Origin of the sequence: Celeribacter arenosi (genome assembly GCF_039539485.1) — a bacterium.
GTDB lineage: Bacteria > Pseudomonadota > Alphaproteobacteria > Rhodobacterales > Rhodobacteraceae > Celeribacter > Celeribacter arenosi.
On record NZ_BAABDF010000007.1, the window covers coordinates 1337371 to 1357367 of the forward strand.

Here is a 19997-nt window from a genome sequence, read left to right on the forward strand (position 1 = left end):
TCGGGCAGAGCGTCCGATCCAACAGACGAAAGGAGCCTCATCATGGCACTCGATCATTTCCGTAACGGCTATCGCACCCGTCCCTTTGCACAGGTCGGCCCCATCGTGGACGCGACTTCTGTCTCTGGCGTCATCGGCCAGATCATCGAATTCATGAAGCGAAGGGAATCCTTCACGGCCGGCATAAACGAGACCGGATACTTTCCGTTTTCCGCAATCTGCCGGCTCGAGATGACCTATGACGGCGATCCCGACACCTATCAGGGAACGGGGTTCTACATCGCGCCTGATCTGATCCTCACCTGCGGTCACAACCTATGGGACTCGGGCGCAAAGGCCAGAACGCTGACCATCGAACCGGGCCGGCACGGGTCCACGACCCTGGGCTCATTTTCGGCGACGCGCGACGATATGGAGGTTCATCCGAACTACATGGCCACCGAAGATGGGGCCTTTGATATGGGCGTTATTCACGTCACGACGCCGCCCCCGAACGGCCAGTATTTCCAACTCATCAACTATTCACCCGTCCCCGAAACCCCGCTCGCCGTGTGCGGTTACGGTTTTGGCGGCGCGGCAGCGGCGGATCGCCAACACCTCGACATCGACCGCATCCGTCGGCTCGCCATGAACGGCGAGGTTGTGGAGTACAATCTGCAAACACTCGGAGGGAACTCCGGCTCGCCTGCCTTTGTCGATTTCTCCAACAACCGCTCGGGCGGCTATTCGCCCAGCGACCTTTTGGTGATGGGTATCCACATCTCTGCCTCGGATGACACGCACAACCGCGCCGTTTTGCTCACGCCCGAGAAAATCGACTGGGCGGAAGGCGGTGGTCGCATGTCCTTGGCGCAAGGCCTGTCGCGGCGCACATCGCGCCCTCTGACACGCGTCGGACCGGATGGTTTGCCCATCGTGTCGCGCCCGCGCGACGTTGTCGGCGGATTGCCATTGGTACGCCGTGGCACCAGCGCAACCATGTCGCGCGCGTTGTCGCGATCATGGATCGTGGTGGATGAAACCGCCACCGGCGGGATGAGCGTGGCAAAACGGACCTTCGGGCATCCCTCCTTTGACCTCTCGGGGGAAACCACCCTCTCCGTGCGCGTGCCCAATATGCCGCAAGGCGGGTCGGTGCATTGGAACATCCCCCACGACCTCGACAAATCGAAGATCAAAATCAAGACCGGCACGGGGACGAGCCACTCGGCGCGCGGCACCTCGGTGACGCTGCAATGTTATGAACCCGGGCCCGCCGCGATTGATGTGAGCGTCAAGGATGCCTCGGGCACAACGGTCGAGAGCAACAAATACATGGTGATCTCGCCGCAGTTCATTCTCGTCTCGATTGATCCTTCAACGGACGCCTTTCTGACCTCGATCGGATTGGGGTCGCGCAAAGCCGCGATCTACGCCGAAGCCAAGGAAATGATGCGTCACCTCTATCGCAACGTGAACATCCGTTTTGTCTTTCCCGGTGACAGCCTGCCCCTGCATCTGGGGCTGTCGTCCTCCATGGATTATCCCGGCGGGGTCGAGGTGCAACCCTATGTCTATTACGCGGAAATCGTGGGCCGCGAGGTCACTGATCCCGAACAATCGCGCATCGACGGGGTTGATTCGCCCTATCCCGCAGGCGCCTTGGGCCGCAATCATGCGATCGGGGAAATGGATCCACCGCTGGAAAATCACGCGCTCACCCGCATCCTGATCAACCGGTTTGATCCGGCCTTCCCTGACCTTGCCGCCCTCGATAGCGCTATTGCCGCCGGAGGTATCGCGGCCAGCGACATGGATATGATCGCGCGCGCTTGGGGTCGCACAATCGGCTACATCGCGGCCCATGAAACGGGCCACTTCACAATGGGAAACTTTGTCCAACACAGTGGTGCGGGCCATCTGATGTCCGCCGGCTCGACGGATCTGGGTCGGGTCGCGGGCATGAGCCGCAATGCGACCTCGCCCCTGCTCACCGACAATGGACGTGCATCGGCGGGTGGATTGTCAGGGAATATGTTGCATTTGTTCGAAGACCAACTCGCCGTGAACCCGCCGCTCGACGCCTCCGGACTGCAACGGCGCGGGCGGGTCGGTTCCTTTTCGCTCTCCACATCCCGCCCGTCCCATGGCTGGATGAACCGCACGGTTACTCGACCGCTTGATCTGGGTGACAGCCTCGGCGGAACGTCTGTGCACCTACCGGGGGCCGAGATTCTATCGGGGTGGGAAGCCGAGGCATTCATGGCCGGTATCAGCGCCGCTCTGAGCGCCGCCGCAGGCCCTGCTGCCTCTGGCGTTTTCCTCGCCCAATTCGCCGGGCTGCATGGCATTCTGGAACTCTGTGACCAATTCAATGTCACGGTCGGCGTCGGCCCTGCCCTCTCGGGGGGCCTCACCGCGCTCAGTGGTGGCGGTGGCGGGTCGGCGGGCTTTGGCATCGTTTTCGCCCCCGGCAACCGGATCGGGTTCTATGGCTCAACCTCGGAAATCATGGGATGGATCTGGTCGGCGGGTGTCAGTGCCCAACTCACCGTCGTTTCCGGTGGTCCGGAAAACTTTGGCGGCCAGTCATCCTCCATCGGCGGCTCCGTGGCGACAGTCGGCTGGTTCGACGAAGGTCTCGTGGATGTCCCCATCGGGGCGCATGTGATCCTGAATACCCAAGGCAGTGTGATCGGCATGACCTTCGAAGTCGGCGTATCGGTCGGCATCCCCGTGGCCTCTCTCGTCGAAGGGTATGTGCAGAACATCGACACCACGACCACACTGGCGCTCGGCACCCGATCGCGCCGCTACGGGCGCATGATGTCCGCGCCGGAGCCCACCGGCCTGACCGGCGCGAGACAGGCGCTCATTGAGCAGGCAATCGCCAGTGGCGCGACCCCGCAACAGGCGGAGGCCTTTGCCAACCGCCTTTTTTGACGGCGGTTTCGCCCCGTCCCGCCGGTGAGCGCACGATCCGCGCGCTCACGCTCGACAACAGCGGGACGGGAACCGAGGCCGGTCCCGAACAACAGACTCCCGACGCGGGAGAAAACCGAGTGATCTTTGAAGCCACCCGCAGCTTTGAGGACACAGGCGGTTTCCTGCAGATGCCCGGTATCGAAGATGGCACCGAAGAATTCCTGTTCGACATTCCAGAGGGGCTGCAACTGTCGCTTTGTGATCTCGCCATCACCGAAGCCTCTGCGCTTGCGGGTGCCGAAATCGATGCAAAGCCCGCAATCGGCGCCACAGGATCGGCGCGCGTCACCGTGCGTTGGTCGCATCCCAAACCGATGGGAAAAGTCACGTTCCAGCTCCGTATCTATGCCTCCGCAGACGCAACCCCGCCGGTGATCGTCGTGCCGATTTCCGAGGCCGGTGCGGACAAGAGGATGCGCGCCTTGGTCGAACAAGGCGCGCCGGTAGACTTTGCCATCGACGGTCCGCTGGCGGAGGCTTTCTACGAACAGGTGATCCAACGGGGCGGGCAAATCATCGGCGCTGAGGACGCTTACCACTCTGGCACACGACCTTTTGCTGTCGGCGGCGGGGTCGGTGAAGCGGCCCTGGCCCTCGGTGTTTCGCTCGCCCTGATCGCCGCTGCCTGTGTCGCTTTGGGATTGATCACCTTTGGCACGGTCCTGCTCTTCGCGATGTCGCAAGGCTACGACATCGACAATGCAGGCTATTCGGTCGCCGTGGGTGAAGGGGAGAGCAGGCAGGAGCACAAAATGGCGTTCTCGATGCGCAAGCCGTAGCAAACACCCCCGCACGATAAGAGCGGCGAAAGCGCCAAAAGTGACGTAAGGTAAGCGAATTACCGCGTAACCTGCAAGGTAAGGTTTTCGCACGTTGCAACGAATCGTCCCTGCACCGACCCTTCCCTGGCGCGGTGCTGGGGGGAACCAACCCGCGTTCATCGGCCCAACCAAGGCTGGAACGCACATGATCAATGTTTCAATACTCGGCTCGATGAGCGTCACCGGCGTTCATGGGCGTAAAGCGGATATTCGAACCCAGCGGGGCGAAGAGCTCCTCGTTTTTCTCTTTTTGGAAGCGGGTCGACAGTTTCCGCGCGCCCAACTCGCCGAGAGCTTTTGGCCACATCTCCCCGAAAGCCGCGGCCGGCGAGCTTTGAACACTGAACTCTGGCGATTGTGCCGTGCATTGGAGGCCGTCGGCATGGATGTCGGTGCGTCGATCAAACGATCCCAGCGCGAGATCGGATACGTGCGCCAACCTGACCACCATTTTGATGTGGATGATTTGAGTGCCGCTATGAATGTCGTCAACTCGGTGTCACCCGATGGCGCGAAGGATGAACATTGCACCACCGTGGTACACGCGATCAAACGGTACAAAGGCGACCTGCTCGAAAGCGTCTATTCCGATTGGTGTTTGCTGTGGCGTGAAAACCTGCGCGCCAAACACACCGCTGCGTTGGAGTTCATGTTGCGGGCGACCATGGCGCGCAAAGAATGGAGCGGGGCCTTGGGCTATGCGCGCGATCTTCTGGCGCTCGACCCGCTCATGGAAAACGTGCACCGCGCTGTGATGCGCTGCCATTTCCACAACGGCAACCGCGCCTTGGCGCTGCGCCAATACGCACTGTGTGAGCAATTGCTGCGCGAGGAACTCGGCGTCGCGCCGATGGATGAAACGCGGCGCGTGCAGGAGACAATTCTGGCGGTCAATCCCGAGGTCTCTCGCGCGCATAGCGAAAAACTGGCGGCCACCTCGATCCCCCGCCCAGTCGGGCGACACACCACCGCGCAAAAGGTCGACCTCGCGCTGTCCAATATCAACACCGCGCGGAATTGGCTCGAAGGGGTGAGTGGCGATTTGCGGCGTATCCCCGATCCGGATTGAGCGGCTTAGATCGACCGTTCCAGACCTGCCTGAACTGTCAGTAGCTTTGGCAGAAAGGCTGCGATCACCTCTTCACTGCTTTCAGGCGTAAAAGCCATCCCGGTGTTGAGCGCCGCGACCGTCGCACCGCGCGTATCGCGCAGCGGAACGGCAAGCGAACGCAGCCCGACCTCCACCTCCTGATCGATGAAGGCATAGCCATGCGTGCGCGCGTCATCGATACTCTCCATGACCCCGTCGAGCGTGGTGATACTGAAGGGCGTGCGTGGCGTGAGATCAGAGGCCTCCACGACCCGCAAAGCCGCTTCACGGGGCAACGCGGCCAACAGAACCCGCCCCAAGGACGTACAATGTGCCGGCAGGCGCGATCCCGGCATCAACCCGATCGACATCACCCGCTTTTGCGCCGCCCGGGCGATATAGACAATTTCCGTCCCATCGAGCAGAGCGACCGAACAGCTCTGGCCGATTTGTTCGGTCAACTGATCCAGCCACGGCTGCACGATCTGCGGCAAAGGCAGCGCGGAAATCGCATTCATCCCGAGGCGCAGAACTCGCGGCGTGAGCGTGAAAAACTTGCCATCGTAATCCGCATATCCCGCCCCATGCAGCGTCAAAAGGCACCGACGCGCCGTCGCGCGATCCAGTCCCGTTTGATGAGCGACGTCGGTGATGGTCAGCCGTGGCGTTTGATCGCCAAAACATTCAAGAACCCGAAGTCCCTTTTCGAGGGATGCAATTCTATCGGTGGATTTGTTCAACATGCGCACAGATTGGCGCTACAGATGAACAAATGTCAACATGCGCACAAAATGACTCCGCAGGGCACGCTCGCTGATCTAGAACACCTTAAAATTTCACTCAGCCCGATACGGCGCCCAAAACGGAGCCCCAAATGGATAAAACTCTCCCCTCGCTTGAGAATGCGATTGCCGACATTGAAGATGGCGCGACGGTGATGATCGGCGGCTTTGGCGGCTCTGGCGCCCCTGTCGAGTTGATCCACGCCTTGATCGACCGATTTCGCGCGACCGGCAGCCCCGCACGCCTGACCGTGATCAACAACAACGCCGGAAACGGCGGCATTGGCATCGCGGCGATGATCAAGGCAGGCATGGTCGCCAAAATGATCTGCTCTTTCCCGCGCTCCTCGAACGCGGAGGCCTTCAACGAAAAATACCTTGCCGGCGAGATCGACCTGGAGCTCGTTCCTCAGGGAACGCTGGCCGAACGCATCCGTGCCGCCGGTGCTGGCATCCCGGCCTTCTTCACCCCGTCGAGCTACGGCACCGACCTCGCGATCGGCAAGCCGACCGAGGAATTCGACGGGAAAATGTATGTGCGCGAACTCTGGCTAAAGGCCGATGTCGCACTCATCAAGGGCGAGACCGGCGACACGGTGGGCAACCTGACCTACCGCCTCGCAGGGCGCAACTTCAATCCGCTCATGGCCATGGCCGCGAACAGAACCATCGCGCAGGTCTCCCGTTTGGTCAGTCCCGGCGACATTCACCCCGAACAGGTCATCACACCCGGCATCTTCGTCGACGCCGTGGTCGAAGTACCTACCCCCCAACAAGAAGAAGTGCTCGTGCGCGCAGGAGTGGTCCATTGACGTCGATTCAAAAACTTTCCAATGCCCAGATCGCATGGCGCGCCGCGCAGGATATTGAAGACGGATCCTACGTGAACCTCGGCATCGGCTTTCCCGAAATGATCGCCAAGTTTCAGCCCGAGGGCCGTGACGTTACCTATCACACAGAAAACGGCGTCTTGGGGTTTGGCAAGGCACCCGAGCCGGGCGAAGAGGACTGGGACCTTATCAACGCGGGCAAAAAGGCGATCACGCTTGATCCCGGCGCGTCCTTTTTCCACCACGCCGACAGCTTTGCGATGGTGCGCGGCGGCCACCTCGATCTCGCGGTGCTCGGGGCCTATCAGGTGGCCCAGAACGGCGACCTCGCCAATTGGCGCGTCGGCTCCAAAGGGGTGCCGGCGGTCGGTGGTGCGATGGATCTCGTACATGGGGCAAAACGCGTCGCCGTTGTGACCGATCACGTTACAAAAGATGGCAAACCGAAACTCGTCAGCGCCTGCACATTTCCTTTGACGGGCGTAGCCTGTGTATCGCGGGTCTATACATCGCTTGCGGTGATCGACATCGTCGATGCACGCTTTGTCTTGCGTGAAAAGCTGGCGTCGATTTCGTTTGACGAATTGGAGGCGCTCACCGATGCGCCGCTCTTTGTGGACGGCGATGTCGCCGACCTCTGCGCCCCCGAACTGGAGTAACCACCATGGCCGACGTTTTCATTTGCGACTACATCCGCACGCCAATCGGTCGCTACGGCGGCGCTCTGTCTTCGGTGCGCGCCGATGATCTTGGCGCGATCCCGTTGCGCGCGATCATGGAGCGCAATCCGACCATGGATCCGGCGGCCATCGACGAGGTGATCTTTGGCTGCGCCAATCAGGCGGGCGAAGACAACCGCAACGTCGCACGCATGTCTTTGCTTCTGGCCGGCCTGCCCGATAGCGTGCCGGGCACCACGATGAACCGCCTGTGCGGGTCGGGCATGGATGCGGTCATTACGGCGGCCCGCGCGATCAAATCCGGCGAGGCCGATCTGATCATCGCCGGCGGCGTCGAAAGCATGTCGCGCGCGCCCTTCGTGATGCCCAAAGCCACCGCTGCCTTTTCGCGCAGCAACGAAGTCCATGACACCACCATCGGCTGGCGCTTTGTGAACCCACTGATGAAGGCACAGTACGGCGTCGATTCCATGCCGGAAACGGCCGAGAACGTGGCAGAAGACTTCGGTATTTCCCGCGCGGATCAGGATGCATTTGCGTGGCGCTCTCAACAAAAGGCCGGCATCGCCATGGCCAATGGCCGCCTTGCGCGCGAAATTACACCCATCGAAATCAAAGGGCGCAAAGGTGCGGTGACAGTTGTGGATAGCGATGAACACCCGCGCCCGCAGACGACGCTGGAAGACCTGCAAAACCTCAAAACCTTTGTCAAAGCCGACGGGACCGTGACGGCCGGCAATGCATCCGGTGTCAATGATGGCGCAGCGGCGCTGGTCCTCGCCTCTGCGGCGGCGGTCAAGCACCACGGGCTTACACCAATCGCGAAAGTCCTCGGCGGCGCGACCGCCGGTGTGGCGCCGCGCATCATGGGGTTCGGCCCTGCCCCCGCGTCGCAAAAACTGCTCGCGCGGCTCGGCCTGACACAGGACGCCTTTTCCGTCATCGAACTCAACGAAGCCTTCGCCTCCCAAGGGCTCGCCACCCTGCGCGCGCTCGGGATCGCCGATGACGACCCGCGGGTAAATCCGAACGGGGGCGCCATTGCATTGGGTCACCCGCTCGGTATGTCGGGCGCACGCATCACAGGTACGGCCATGTTGGATTTGAAACCGGGCGAAAAATCACTCTCGACCATGTGCATCGGCGTGGGCCAAGGCATCGCGATCGCGCTGGAAGCGGTGTGAAGTCACTAAATTGCGTCGGATTGCGCCGCCTTGCGGTGCAATAGCCGCGCCAGCAGGTCCGCCGGACTGTCACCGCCAAAGGCAAATTTGCGCGTGATCCCCACGGCCCCCGCCATGTAGTCGGCTTTCAAGTCGAGGGTGACAAGAGCACCGTTCCCAATCTCGCGTGCGACGACACCGCGCGAGATAAACCACAGCATGTCCGAGCTTTCGAGGAGCGTGAGAGCGACCGGCAAAGCAACGGTTTCGAACGCGGGCCTGACATCCGTGGCCCCCATAGCCGCGATATACTGGTCCACCGTTTTGCGGATAATCGCGCCCGGGTTCGGCAGGATGAGCGGGTATTTCGCAATCGCCTGACGCGCATCCATGCCCATCGCGGGGTGCCCTGCGCGACCCACCATCACAATCGGTTCGTCATAGAGATGTTCGAACGACAGACCCGGCATATCGGATGCGCGCGGCATACGACCGACCATCAAATCGATCTTCCCCGCCCGCAAAAGGTCAATCAGATAGGCGTTCGGTCCAGTCATCACCCCGATGCGGACTTCGGGCCGCAGTCGCGCCATTTCCAAAGCCACAGACGGGAAGATGCCCCCCGCGACGGTTGGCAACACGCCGACCTTAACCAGATCCCCCGGTCCCTCGCCGCCAATGTCGCGCACGCCCTTTTCGAGGCTCTGAATCGCAACCATGGAATGCGCGCGAAAACTCTCGCCCGCAGGTGTCAGAACCGCGCGACGCCCCGTGCGATCGAACAATTTGGTGGCGAGCAGTGTTTCGAGTTCCGACAGGGTTTTGGAAAGCGCAGGCTGGGACACATGACGCGCCTGAGCCGCCGCCGTGATCGTGCCGGAGCGCGCCACTGCCAGAAACGCCTCGATGTGGCGCAGCTTCATGCCATTTGGTATATTCATTTGGTTATGGTTTTGGCATGAATTAGTATGCATACAAAGAGAAAAGTTATGCCATCATGTCGGTGAGGAGACCCATGGAAGCATTAACCACAAATTGGGGCGTCATGAATCTTGAGCGCTCGCAGGGCACGGGCCCCGCGCTCGTGTTCGTGAACTCATTGGGCACTGACCTGCGGATGTGGGACGATGTCATTTCACGCCTGCCCCATGACTGGGCCACCCTGCGCATGGACAAACGTGGCCATGGCCTCAGCTCGACCGCGCCTGAAGGCTACACGATCCCCGATCTGGCAAACGATGTGATCGCGGCGATGGATCATGCGGGTATTGAACGCGCGATCATCGTGGGTTGCTCCATTGGCGGGCTCATCGCCCAACATATTGCCCTGATCGCACCAGCGCGCGTCGTCTCGCTTGTCCTGTCGAACACGTCGTCGGTTCTGGGCACAGCAGAGGCATGGCAGGACCGGATCGACGCAATCAGAGCGAACGGCATGGCCGACATGGCCGATAAAATCCTGCCGCGCTGGTTTGGCCCCGACTTTCTCGCCCGACCGGAGGCGACACTGTGGCGCACCATGCTCGCCCATTGTGATGTCGACGGCTACACCGCCACCTGCGATGCGATTGCGGGCACCGATATCACCGAGCGTATGCAGGACATCACCCAACCGGCTCTCGTGATCGGGGGCGCATATGATCTCGCAACGCCCCCCAATGTGGTTCGTGCGCTGGCCGAAATTCTGCCCGCCAGCGACCTGATCATTTTCGAGACGACAGGACACCTGCCCGCGGTAGAAGCCCCCGAGGCCTTTACCGCAGCCCTCACCGGATTTGTCGAAAGGACCCAATCGTGAGCGACACATTTGAGAGAGGCATGAAGACACGCCGCGAAGTCTTGGGCGATGCCCATGTGGATCGCGCCGAAGCCGCCAAAACGGCAATCGACCTGCCATTTCAGACCCTTATAACCGAAAGCGCATGGGGAACTGTCTGGGCCTCAGACGCCATTTCGCGCCGCGAACGCTCGATGCTCACCATCGCGCTCCTCGCCGCGACGGGAAATTTTGAAGAAATCCCGATGCACATTCGCGCCACCGAACGCACCGGCGCTTCCAAGGAAGACGTCACCGAGGCATTACAGCATGTGGCAATCTACGCAGGTGTGCCCAAGGCCAACCATGCCTTAAAACTCGCTAAACAAACCTACGCCGAGATGGAGGAACGTGAAAATGACTGATCTGGGTCCCCTGATCCCGCGAAACCGCGCGATCCATCCTGTTCCATACGACCCCGACTATAAAACATCGGTTCCCCGCGCGCCTCATCAAGCCTTGCTGTCGTTGGAAAGCACGATCTCGGAGGAAACCGGTCCGACCTTTGGCCACACCAAACTCGGGCCGCTCGACAACAATCTGATCCTCAACTTTTCCAAAGGTGAAGCCCCTGCTGTGGGTGAACGCATTCTGATGCATGGTCGCGTCCTCGATGAACGTGGCCGTCCTGTGCCGCATACGCTGGTCGAAATCTGGCAGGCCAACGCAGGCGGGCGGTATCGGCATAAAAAGGACACCTATTTCGCCCCGCTCGACCCCAATTTTGGCGGCTGCGGTCGCACGATCACGGATGAAAACGGCTACTACGAGTTTCTAACCATCCGCCCCGGCGCCTACCCATGGCCGAACCGTGGCAATGACTGGCGCCCGATGCACATCCATATCTCGGTCTACGGCCATAGCTTTGGGCAACGACTCATCACCCAGATGTATTTCGAGGGCGATCCGCTCATCGACCACTGCCCCATCGCCGCGACGATCAAGGATCGCAGCCACCTCGACCGGCTCGTCGCCCCGCTGGATTTCTCAAAATCGCGACCTCTCGACTATCTCGCGTATAAATTCGATATCGTGCTGCGCGGCCGCCGCCAGACGATGTTCGAGAACAAACTGGAGGGCCTGTAACATGGTGCAGAAACTGGATGTTTTGCAGGAAACCCCGTCTCAAACGGCCGGCCCCTACGTTCACATCGGGTTGATGCCGACCTATGCGGGCAATCCCGCGACCTATGATGAAGAGATCGCCGCCTCCCCCATTTCGGATGGCGCAAAGGGTCAGGTGATCGAAATCACCGGCGAGGTCATCGATGGCACCGGTTGGGCGCTGCGCGATGCGCTCTTGGAAAGCTGGCAGGCGGATGCAAATGGCAAATACCCGGGGCAAAAAGGCGCAGACCCGCATGTGAGTGGCCTTTGCCGCTTTGCCGCCGATGCGGTTAGCGGGCTTTTCACACTGCGCACCATCAAACCGGGCGCGACACCGATGCGCGATGGCCGCATGCAGGCCCCGCATATCTCGCTTTGGATCGCCGCGCGAGGGATCAACATCGGTCTCAACACCCGCATCTATTTCGACGATGAGGACAACGAAAACGACCCAATCCTGTCGCGGATCGAACAACGCCCGCGCGTTGACACGCTCATTGCCAAGAAGACCGGCGATGGTAGCTATCGTTTTGACATCCGCTTGCAAGGGGCCGGTGAAACGGTGTTTCTTGATCTGTGAACTCACAACCGGGCGGCTGCGACACGTGATCGTGGTGACGGGCCGCAAAAGGCACTTCGCAAGATGACGACATCCGTGTTCGAACACCCCTGGCTCAAAGGCCTCTTTGGCGACGCGCAAATGGCGGCGGTCCTCGCGCCCGAGCGCCAGTTGGCCCATATGCTCGCCTTTGAGGCGGCGTGGAGCCGTGCCTGCGGGGCTGCGGGATTGTTTGATGCCGATGACGCCGCGCAGGCCGCCGAGGCGATTGAGAACGCGACGATCGACCCCGCTATACTGGAACGGGGCATGGCGAGCGACGGTGTGCCTGTCCCTGCCCTCGTGCAACACCTCAAAACAATCGCGCCAGCGAATGCCGTGCATAAAGGCGCGACTTCGCAGGACGTTGTGGACACGGCACTGGTTCTGTCCCTGCGTGAGGCCTCAATCCTGATCTCTGATCGACTCGAGGAATTGGAACGTCACCTGCGCGACCTTGAGGTGCGGTTCGGCGACAATAACATGATGGGGCGCACGCGGATGCAGGCGGCGACCACCATGGCCGTGCGCGAGCGCGTTCTGGAATGGCGCCTGCCCATCGCCGACCACCTCATCACGTTGAACCAAAAGCGCCGCGACGTTGAAAAGGTGCAGATTGGCGGCGCATCGGGGGATCGAAAAGCGCTCGGGGACAAAGCCGCAGCGGTCGTGGACCACGTGGCCAAGGAACTCGACCTCGCGGCCACCGACAAGGCGTGGCATGCCATGCGTCACGGGATCGCGGGATACGCGTCCTTCCTGTCCCTCATCACCGGGACATTGGGCAAGATGGGTCTGGATGTGACGCTGATGGCGCAACAGGGGATCGACGAAATCGCGCTGTCGGGCGGCGGTGGTTCGTCGGCGATGCCACATAAACAGAACCCGATCTCCGCCGAACTCCTCGTCACACTGGCACGGTTCAATGCCGTGCAGGTGTCCGCCATGCATCACGCCGTGATCCATGAACAGGAACGCTCGGGCACCGCTTGGACGTTGGAGTGGATGGTGCTGCCACAGATGTTGATGACCACCGCACGCGCTCTGTCCGTGGCTATCGACATGACGCAGAAAATCGACCGTATCGGAACGCGTTAGAACGGCAACCCGATGTAATTTTCGGCCAGTTCACGCCGCGCCGTTTGCGAGTTTGCCAAATGGCTCAGCGTGGCCTTGCGCATTTGCGCGGCAAAGGCGTCCTCGCCATCAAACTGGTGCAACATCGTCGTCATTTGCCAACTGAACCGCATCGCCTTCCAAATCCGCGCCAACGCGCGATTGGAATAGTCATCAATTCCAGCCGCACCCTGCCCTGTGAGCACCTCGATCAGCGCGCGGTGAAGATAGTAGACATCCGACACCGCGAGATTAAGCCCCTTTGCACCGGTTGGCGGCACGATATGGGCACTATCCCCAACGAGGAACAGATTGCCCCACCGCAGCGGCTCGGACACAAAACTGCGCAGCGGCGCGATCGATTTCTCAATCGACGGACCGGTAATGAGGCGCGCGGCAGCCTCGGCCGGAATTCTCTGTGTAAAGGCATCCCAGAACCGCTGATCCGACCAATCCTCAACCTTGTCCGTGAGCGGCACCTGAACGTAATAGCGCACGAGATTTTCGTTGCGCATCGAGGCCAAAGCAAAGCCATGGCGCGAATTCGAATAGATCAGCTCATCATTGACGGGCGGCACTTCGGACAGAATGCCGAGCCATCCAAAGGGGTAGACCCGCTCGAACGCGCGCCGCTTTTCTTCGGGGATTGTGTTGCGTGACACCCCATGGAACCCGTCACAGCCCGCCACATAGAGACAATCGACGCGCTTGCGCGCACCGTCATGGGTGAACTCGACGAAGGATTGCGCCTGTTCGAGGTCGTGGATGCTCACATCCTCGACTCCATGAAGGATCGTAGTGCCCATAGCGTCCTGCGCGGCGTAGAGGTCCGTCGTCACCTCGGTTTGGCCATAGACCATCACCTGTTTGCCGGTCAGGTCGCGAAAATCGATATGCACCATCAGGTCATCATCCGACAGGTAACACCCGTCGTGCGGATAGCCCTCTGCATCCATCCGCGCGCCGACACCGGCCTCGCGCAGCAAATCGACCGTGCCCCATTCGAGAATACCTGCGCGAATACGCGACAACACATGCGCCCTGCTGGATCGCTCCAGAACCACCGTGTCGATGCCGGCTTTATTGAGCAGTTGGGACAGCAGCAGGCCCGATGGGCCACCGCCGATAATGGCGACTTGGGTTTTGAAATGGGTCATGTGCGTTTCCTTTTCGGATTGCACCCAACCTATCAGCCGCACGTCGCGTTTCGAATGGACGCATGCGGCCTTCGATGGTATTTTTCGGGCATGACACAGCCGCAGAACGTGCCCAACTTCAATCTATTCGGAGAAACCACTTCCTTTCCGGACGTAGTCCATGTCGAACGAATTCACGACCGAGCCGGACCGCACGGATGGACAATCACACCACACCGACACAGCCAGATGGCGCAGATTTTCCACATTGAAAACGGACACGCCGAGGTCACGCTCGACGGGCGCAAAACCACCCTAAAATCAGGCGTTTTCCTATATATTCCGCCCCGTATCGTGCATGGATTCACCTTTGCGACGGGCACCGAAGGCGTTGTGTTATCCGTGCCCTCGCCGGTTGTGTCGCGACTCGGGCCGCGCAGTGCTGCCCTGACCGAGTGGCTCGCCACCCCGCAGCGCGGGTCAATGGGAACGGACACGGCTCAACTCCTGTCCTGCCTGAACGACGCATTCTCCCGTGCTGGCACATTTCGCGCACCGCGACTGGTCTCGCTGACCCACGCCATTCTCGCAAACCTGGCCGATGACAGCGCCACAACGCCCGCGCGTAGCCCCGCAAGCACCCAGGTGATGCGCCTGGATGCCCTCATCGCGGATCATGTCACGGACGGATGGTGCGCGCGCGACTATGCGAGCGAACTTTCAATGACCGCCGGACACCTGAACCGCCTTGTTCGTACGGCGCGCGGGATGAGCCTTACGGCCTATCTCGAAACTGCGGTGATGACAGAGGCCTGCCGCCAGATCGCCTTCACCCGCCTGCCGATTGGCGAAGTGGGCTATAGGCTTGGCTACATGGATCCACCGTATTTTTCGCGCCGCTTTCGCGCACGCATTGGCGAAACGCCGAGCCAGTATCGCGCGCGCGTGTCGGGTGAAACCAGCTAAGAACACCCCACATTAATGCCTTGGCGCACATTCCATCGCAAACCGCGGCGCGGTTTGGGGCAAGGCGAGCAGTGCCTCCAAAGCCGCATTATCACACACCAGATCGGCCAGAGAGATGCCGTCCAACTCGCTGTAAAACGCATCCAGTGCGGATTTGAGGGCGACGCGTAAACGACAGGCCCCCGCCAGCGGACATGTGTTTTCACCACGCGAGAAGCATTCCGCAAAAGGCACGACATCTTCGAATTGGCGGAACACCTGCCCGATCGAAATCTCCTCGGCGGGTCTGGCCAAAGACATTCCGCCCGAGCGCCCCCGGATCGTATCAACAAACCCGTGCAGGGACAGGTGATGGACGACCTGTGCCAAATGGTTCTCCGACGCACCCGCCACGCGGGCAATATCGGCACGGCGCACCATATGCCTATCGTTGACCGCGCAGGCCATCAAGACGCGCATGGCGAGATTTGTACGCATAGTCAAACGCATGGATCGGGGCTCCCTGACGAGGTTTCCCCAAAAAGCCATGCCTCAGGCAGGATCACGTTGATCTGAATCAGGAAACGCCCCGTAGTGGACGCTTTAGCCGCGAAAACCCGTCGCCACGACGAATTTCTCCGAACTATCGGAGCGCGACGCGGGTGGTTTCATGTTCGACACCTTTTCGAACTTCTGCTTGAGCAGCTTTTGCAAATCGCCCTCCGCGCCGCCTGCGAGGACCTTGGCCACGAAGGTGCCACCGGGGCTGAGAACGTCAAAGGCGAAATACGCCGCTGCTTCGCACAACGCGATGATCCGCAGGTGGTCGGTCTGTTTGTGACCCGAAGAAGCCGCCGCCATATCGGACATGACGACATCCGCCTGCCCGCCGAGCCATTCCTTCACCTTGTCGTCCGCATCATCTTCCATGAAGTCGAGTTGGTGGATTTCTGCGCCGGCAATGGTTTCGACTTCCTGCAGGTCGACGCCCAGAACAGTGCCAACGCGTTTGTCGGTCTTCTCGCCGAGGGCGTTGACACGCTTCACCGCAACCTGACACCATCCGCCCGGCGCACAGCCGAGATCGACAATCCGCGCGCCGGGCACGAGAAAGCGGTATTTGTCGTCAATCTCGAGAATTTTATACGCTGCACGCCCGCGATAGCCGTCCGCCTGCGCGCGTTTCACGTAGGGGTCGTTCAATTGGCGTTCGAGCCAGAGCGTCGAGCTGAGTTTGCGGCCGCGCGCGGATTTTACCTTCACACGAAGATCACGCGCACCACGACCGGACGATTTTTTAGGCGGCATGGGGTGAGATCCTTTCTTATCGAGCACAGGCAAAGACGGATGGATAGTCAACGAGCCTTCCGAGCATCGCGATCAGGTAACATAGCTAACCCAGCCACGAAATGTAAATCCGGCGTAAAAAAGACGAACATCGTCGAATCCTGCGTCCCGCAGAAGCGCCTCGTCCTCGTCAGGGCTGACAATGGGCAGGCGTCGCCCCTTACCGCTATTTCTCGACGCGCAGCCGTTTGATCAGGCTCGATGTATCCCACCGTCCGCCGCCCATTTTTTGCACATCTTTGTAGAACTGATCGACCAATGCGGTCACTGGAAGAGAAGCCCCCACATCGTCGGCGGTTTTGAGGCAGATGGCGAGATCCTTGCGCATCCAGTCCACGGCAAACCCGTGTTCGAATTCATCGGCGAGCATGGTTTTATGCCGGTTGACCATTTGCCACGATCCCGCGGCACCGCCCGAAATCACATCGACCACGGCCTCCCCGTCGAGACCCGCCTGCTCGGCCATATGCAATGCCTCCGAAAGCCCCTGCACCAATCCGGCGATGGCGATCTGGTTGCACATTTTGGTCAATTGACCGGCACCGACCTCACCCAGCCGCTTCACGACCTTGCCGTAGGATTGCATGACAGGCTCGGCGCGCGCGTAATCATCCTCCGCCCCACCGCACATCACCGCAAGCTGACCGTTTTCCGCCCCCGCTTGTCCGCCCGACACAGGCGCGTCGACGTAGCCGATGCCACTTTGCGCCGCGATGGCCGCCAATTCGCGCGTCACCTGCGCCGACACCGTAGTGTGATCCACAAATACTGCGCCCTCCGCCATGCCCGCAAAGGCACCATCCGGCCCCATGCAGACAGAGCGCAGATCATCGTCGTTGCCCACGCAGGCCATCACGAAATCACAACCCTGCGCGGCCTCGCGCGGTGTCTGCGCCATATTTCCCGAGTGTTTCGCAGCCCAGCCGTCGGCCTTGGCTGCGGTGCGGTTGTAAACTGTAACCGAATACCCTGCGGTTTCGAGGTGTCCGGCCATGGGATACCCCATTACTCCCAGACCCAAGAATGCGACCTTTGCCATGGCTTTCCCCCGCTCATGCGATGTGGTTTAAGACGAGGCCAGAACCGTAAACGCCTCTTTTCCAACGTCAACAGCATTCCCAATCATGGCCCGCGCCTTTCGCATTTTGCTTCGTCTCGTGACCGCCGGCCTGATCCTGCTCGGGATTGTGCTATGGATGGTCTATTGGCTCGCCTCGCGCTCGCTCCCTGACTACGACGCGACGCTGAACGTCGATGGAATCACTGCCCCCGTCGAGATCGCGCGCGACAATGCAAATGTGCCCCATATCTTTGGCGCTTCCGACGAAGACGTCTATTTCGGCCTCGGATTCGCCCATGCGCAGGACCGTCTGTTCCAGATGATGCTGATGCGGCGCACCGCGCAGGGAAAACTCTCGGCGGTCTTTGGCAAACGCACGCTGCCCACCGATGAATTGATGCGTCGACTGGCGCTCTATGATGCGGCCGAGGCCTCTGCCCCGCTCCAATCGCCCGAGGCGAGCGCCGCGCTAGAGGCTTATGCGCGCGGCGTGAATGCATGGATCACACAGGTGAACGATGGCGCCCGCGGGCGTGGTGCGCCGGAGTTCTTCCTCTTTCCAACAGAAATCGCCTATTGGCGGCCCGTGGATTCCATCGCGATCCTGAAACTCGCAGCCGTGCAGATGTCCACGCAGGTCTCTGCGGAAGTTTTGCGGGCGCGCACCTCCCTCATCCTGCCCCCTGAGCGGGTCGCAGACATCCTGCCCGATGCGCCGGGTACCGGTGTGGCCCTCCTCCCCGACTACGCGGCGTTGTTCCCCGATGTGCCCGCCTTCACACCCGACAGCCCCACGCAATTTGATTTCGCAGGCCTCGCGTCCGCGCCCTTTGGCGGGGCCTCCAACGTCTGGGCGGCAGCCCCCGGTCGCTCTGCGTCAGGTGCCTCGCTCATGGCGAATGATCCCCATATGTCGCTCTCGGCCCCCGGTGCTTGGTATCTGGCGCGCCTCGAACTCTCGACCGGTGGTGTCATCGGGGCGTCCATTCCCGGCATCCCCGGCATCGTCTCGGGACGGTCCGAAGACTTTGGCTGGGGTGTCACTGCGGCCTATCTGGATGATGCAGATCTCTACATCGAAAAACTCGATCCAGAAAATCCCGACCGCTACGCCACCCCCGACGGGTTTGCACCGTTCAAAACCAAGGCCTCGATCATTCAGGTGAAAGACGCGCCACCTGAAACGCTCACGCTACGATGGACCGAAAATGGTCCTGTCCTCCCGCCTGCGGCCTATAACGTCGCAACCATCACACCGCCCGGGCATGTGGTCAGCGTGGCATGGACCGCGACCGCGCGCGATGACCGGTCACTGACGGCCCTGATCGGCCTGATGACATCCGGTGGCATTGCAAAAGCCCTGAACGTCTCCAAAGATTTCACCGCCCCTGCGCTGAACCTCGTGCTGAGCGAACCTGACGCAGTTGCCATGACGATGATCGGTCGCGCACCGCGTCGCGACGCAGACCACCAAAGTCAGGGCCGCATCCCCTCGCCCGGCTGGATCGCCACAAACCGGTGGACTGGTTGGAGACTGCCGTCGCAAATGCCCCTGTTTCGGGGGGGCAACGACGGCCTGTTGGGGAACACGAACAACAAAGTCATCGACGCCCCCTTCCCTGACCACCTGTCATTCCACTGGGGCGACACCCAGCGCATTCAGAGATGGCGCAGGCTGATGCAGAGCCGCGAAGTCCACACCCGCGAAAGCTTCATCGAGGCGCAGACGGACATTGTGTCATTCTCCGCGCGTTCGGTCCTGCCGCTGGTCGGCGCTGAATTGTGGTTCAATGGCGAAGCCGCGCCCGAGGGCACGCCCGAACGCCAACGCCAGACCGCTTTGTCCTTGCTTGCGGAATGGAACGGGGAAATGAACGAACATCTCCCCGAACCCCTGATCTACTCGGCATGGATGCGCGCGCTACAGGACCGGTTGATCCGTGACGAACTTGGGCCACTGTCGCATGCCTTTACCCATATCGAGCCGCTGTTCATCGAACGGGTCTACCGCGACATCGGCGGCGCCTCGGTGTGGTGCAATGTGATCCAATCGGCTGCGGTCGAAAGCTGCGCCGATGTGGCCCGCCTCGCGCTAGACGATGCGCTGGTCTGGATTGGTGAGAACTATGGCACGGCGTTGGAATCACTGCGGTGGGGCGATGCGCATGTGGCCAAATTCGACCATCCCGTTCTGGGCAATACGCCATTCCTCAAATGGGTCGTGAACATCCGCCAATCCACATCCGGTGGCGATCACACCCTGATGCGCGGTGTCACGGCAGGCGAAGGGCCCGAACCCTTTGCCAATGTGCACGCTGCCGCCTATCGCGGCGTTTATGACTTTGCCGACCCCGACAGTTCTGTTTTTGTGGTTCCAACCGGACAATCCGGCCATCCCCTGTCGCGCTATTACGACGATCTGGGCGAGCTATGGCGGCGCGGTGAATATGTTCCGATGTCGCTCGACCCCGAACTGGCACGCGCTGCGGGGGTCGGTGTCACCCACCTCAACCCGGCACCTTAGCCTGCGTGGCGACTGCGA

19 protein-coding genes are annotated in these 19997 nt (G+C 60.8%); 13 read left to right on the forward strand and 6 right to left on the reverse strand.

The features are described from left to right. Positions 1 to 42 precede the first annotated feature (42 nt). The 3 genes from ABD815_RS14220 to ABD815_RS14230 all read left to right on the forward strand — a co-directional run bounded on the left by ABD815_RS14220 (position 43) and on the right by ABD815_RS14230 (position 4854). A complete protein-coding gene (locus ABD815_RS14220; protein WP_344848160.1) occupies positions 43 to 2922 on the forward strand; it encodes a trypsin-like serine peptidase in 2880 nt (959 codons plus the stop codon). Beyond that, the gene (locus ABD815_RS14225) at positions 2919 to 3743 is read left to right on the forward strand and encodes a hypothetical protein (protein WP_344848163.1); all 825 of its coding nucleotides are present in this window, start codon (positions 2919 to 2921) and stop codon (positions 3741 to 3743) included. Before ABD815_RS14220 ends, ABD815_RS14225 begins: the two co-directional genes overlap by 4 nt. A 187-nt stretch (positions 3744 to 3930) precedes the next feature. After that, positions 3931 to 4854, forward strand: coding sequence for an AfsR/SARP family transcriptional regulator (locus ABD815_RS14230; RefSeq protein WP_344848165.1), 924 nt, complete (start codon positions 3931 to 3933; stop codon positions 4852 to 4854). Between the two features lie 5 nt (positions 4855 to 4859). On the opposite strand, the gene ABD815_RS14235 is transcribed toward ABD815_RS14230, so the two are convergent. Continuing rightward, positions 4860 to 5618 carry an IclR family transcriptional regulator domain-containing protein gene (locus tag ABD815_RS14235; protein ID WP_344848167.1) on the reverse strand — a complete coding sequence of 253 codons (759 nt, stop codon included), beginning with the start codon at positions 5616 to 5618 and terminating at the stop codon, positions 4860 to 4862. A 131-nt stretch (positions 5619 to 5749) separates the two neighbouring features. Here ABD815_RS14235 and ABD815_RS14240 point away from each other — a divergent pair, with 131 nt between their 5' ends. Genes ABD815_RS14240 through pcaF form a run of 3 tightly spaced genes read left to right on the forward strand, consistent with a single transcriptional unit; the run spans position 5750 to position 8351 of the window. After that, complete coding sequence (locus ABD815_RS14240) at positions 5750 to 6469, forward strand: 3-oxoacid CoA-transferase subunit A (RefSeq protein ID WP_344848169.1); 720 nt, start codon at positions 5750 to 5752, stop codon at positions 6467 to 6469. Continuing rightward, the gene (locus tag ABD815_RS14245) at positions 6466 to 7146 is read left to right on the forward strand and encodes a 3-oxoacid CoA-transferase subunit B (protein WP_344848171.1); all 681 of its coding nucleotides are present in this window, start codon (positions 6466 to 6468) and stop codon (positions 7144 to 7146) included. The genes ABD815_RS14240 and ABD815_RS14245 overlap by 4 nt, the downstream gene beginning before the upstream one ends. A 5-nt stretch (positions 7147 to 7151) precedes the next feature. Continuing rightward, on the forward strand, positions 7152 to 8351 hold the full coding sequence (pcaF, locus tag ABD815_RS14250) for a 3-oxoadipyl-CoA thiolase (RefSeq protein ID WP_344848173.1): 1200 nt from the start codon (positions 7152 to 7154) through the stop codon (positions 8349 to 8351). 5 nt (positions 8352 to 8356) lie between these two features. Here pcaF and ABD815_RS14255 read toward each other — a convergent pair whose 3' ends face one another. Continuing rightward, positions 8357 to 9271: a LysR substrate-binding domain-containing protein gene (locus tag ABD815_RS14255; RefSeq protein WP_344848175.1), complete on the reverse strand. Its 915-nt coding sequence runs from the start codon at positions 9269 to 9271 to the stop codon at positions 8357 to 8359. A gap of 74 nt (positions 9272 to 9345) precedes the next feature. Here ABD815_RS14255 and pcaD point away from each other — a divergent pair, with 74 nt between their 5' ends. From pcaD to ABD815_RS14280, 5 genes are all read left to right on the forward strand, one after another. Beyond that, positions 9346 to 10128, forward strand: coding sequence for a 3-oxoadipate enol-lactonase (gene pcaD / locus ABD815_RS14260; RefSeq protein ID WP_344848176.1), 783 nt, complete (start codon positions 9346 to 9348; stop codon positions 10126 to 10128). Next, on the forward strand, positions 10125 to 10511 hold the full coding sequence (gene pcaC / locus ABD815_RS14265) for a 4-carboxymuconolactone decarboxylase (protein ID WP_344848177.1): 387 nt from the start codon (positions 10125 to 10127) through the stop codon (positions 10509 to 10511). The genes pcaD and pcaC overlap by 4 nt, the downstream gene beginning before the upstream one ends. Next, positions 10504 to 11232, forward strand: a complete 729-nt coding sequence (pcaH, locus tag ABD815_RS14270; protein WP_344848179.1) for a protocatechuate 3,4-dioxygenase subunit beta — start codon at positions 10504 to 10506, stop codon at positions 11230 to 11232. The genes pcaC and pcaH overlap by 8 nt, the downstream gene beginning before the upstream one ends. Before the next feature lies 1 nt (position 11233). Beyond that, complete coding sequence (gene pcaG / locus ABD815_RS14275) at positions 11234 to 11833, forward strand: protocatechuate 3,4-dioxygenase subunit alpha (RefSeq protein ID WP_344848181.1); 600 nt, start codon at positions 11234 to 11236, stop codon at positions 11831 to 11833. Between the two features lie 63 nt (positions 11834 to 11896). Beyond that, on the forward strand, positions 11897 to 12949 hold the full coding sequence (locus tag ABD815_RS14280) for a 3-carboxy-cis,cis-muconate cycloisomerase (protein WP_344848183.1): 1053 nt from the start codon (positions 11897 to 11899) through the stop codon (positions 12947 to 12949). On the opposite strand, the gene pobA is transcribed toward ABD815_RS14280, so the two are convergent. Further along, the gene (gene pobA / locus ABD815_RS14285; RefSeq protein ID WP_344848185.1) at positions 12946 to 14124 is read right to left on the reverse strand and encodes a 4-hydroxybenzoate 3-monooxygenase; all 1179 of its coding nucleotides are present in this window, start codon (positions 14122 to 14124) and stop codon (positions 12946 to 12948) included. The two genes, ABD815_RS14280 and pobA, sit on opposite strands and share 4 nt — an antisense overlap. 90 nt (positions 14125 to 14214) lie before the next feature. On the opposite strand from pobA, the gene ABD815_RS14290 reads away from it, so the two are divergent. Beyond that, positions 14215 to 15069: a helix-turn-helix domain-containing protein gene (locus ABD815_RS14290; protein WP_344848188.1), complete on the forward strand. Its 855-nt coding sequence runs from the start codon at positions 14215 to 14217 to the stop codon at positions 15067 to 15069. 12 nt (positions 15070 to 15081) lie between these two features. On the opposite strand, the gene ABD815_RS14295 is transcribed toward ABD815_RS14290, so the two are convergent. From ABD815_RS14295 to ABD815_RS14305, 3 genes are all read right to left on the reverse strand, one after another. Continuing rightward, the gene (locus ABD815_RS14295) at positions 15082 to 15558 is read right to left on the reverse strand and encodes an RrF2 family transcriptional regulator (RefSeq protein WP_344848190.1); all 477 of its coding nucleotides are present in this window, start codon (positions 15556 to 15558) and stop codon (positions 15082 to 15084) included. A 93-nt stretch (positions 15559 to 15651) separates the two neighbouring features. Beyond that, positions 15652 to 16356, reverse strand: a complete 705-nt coding sequence (locus ABD815_RS14300) for an RlmE family RNA methyltransferase (protein ID WP_344848191.1) — start codon at positions 16354 to 16356, stop codon at positions 15652 to 15654. A 205-nt stretch (positions 16357 to 16561) separates the two neighbouring features. Continuing rightward, complete coding sequence (locus ABD815_RS14305) at positions 16562 to 17434, reverse strand: NAD(P)-dependent oxidoreductase (protein ID WP_344848193.1); 873 nt, start codon at positions 17432 to 17434, stop codon at positions 16562 to 16564. Positions 17435 to 17519: 85 nt separating this feature from the next. Between ABD815_RS14305 and ABD815_RS14310 the strand changes: the two genes are divergently transcribed. Next, on the forward strand, positions 17520 to 19979 hold the full coding sequence (locus tag ABD815_RS14310) for a penicillin acylase family protein (RefSeq protein ID WP_344848195.1): 2460 nt from the start codon (positions 17520 to 17522) through the stop codon (positions 19977 to 19979). The last annotated feature ends 18 nt before the right edge of the window (positions 19980 to 19997 follow it).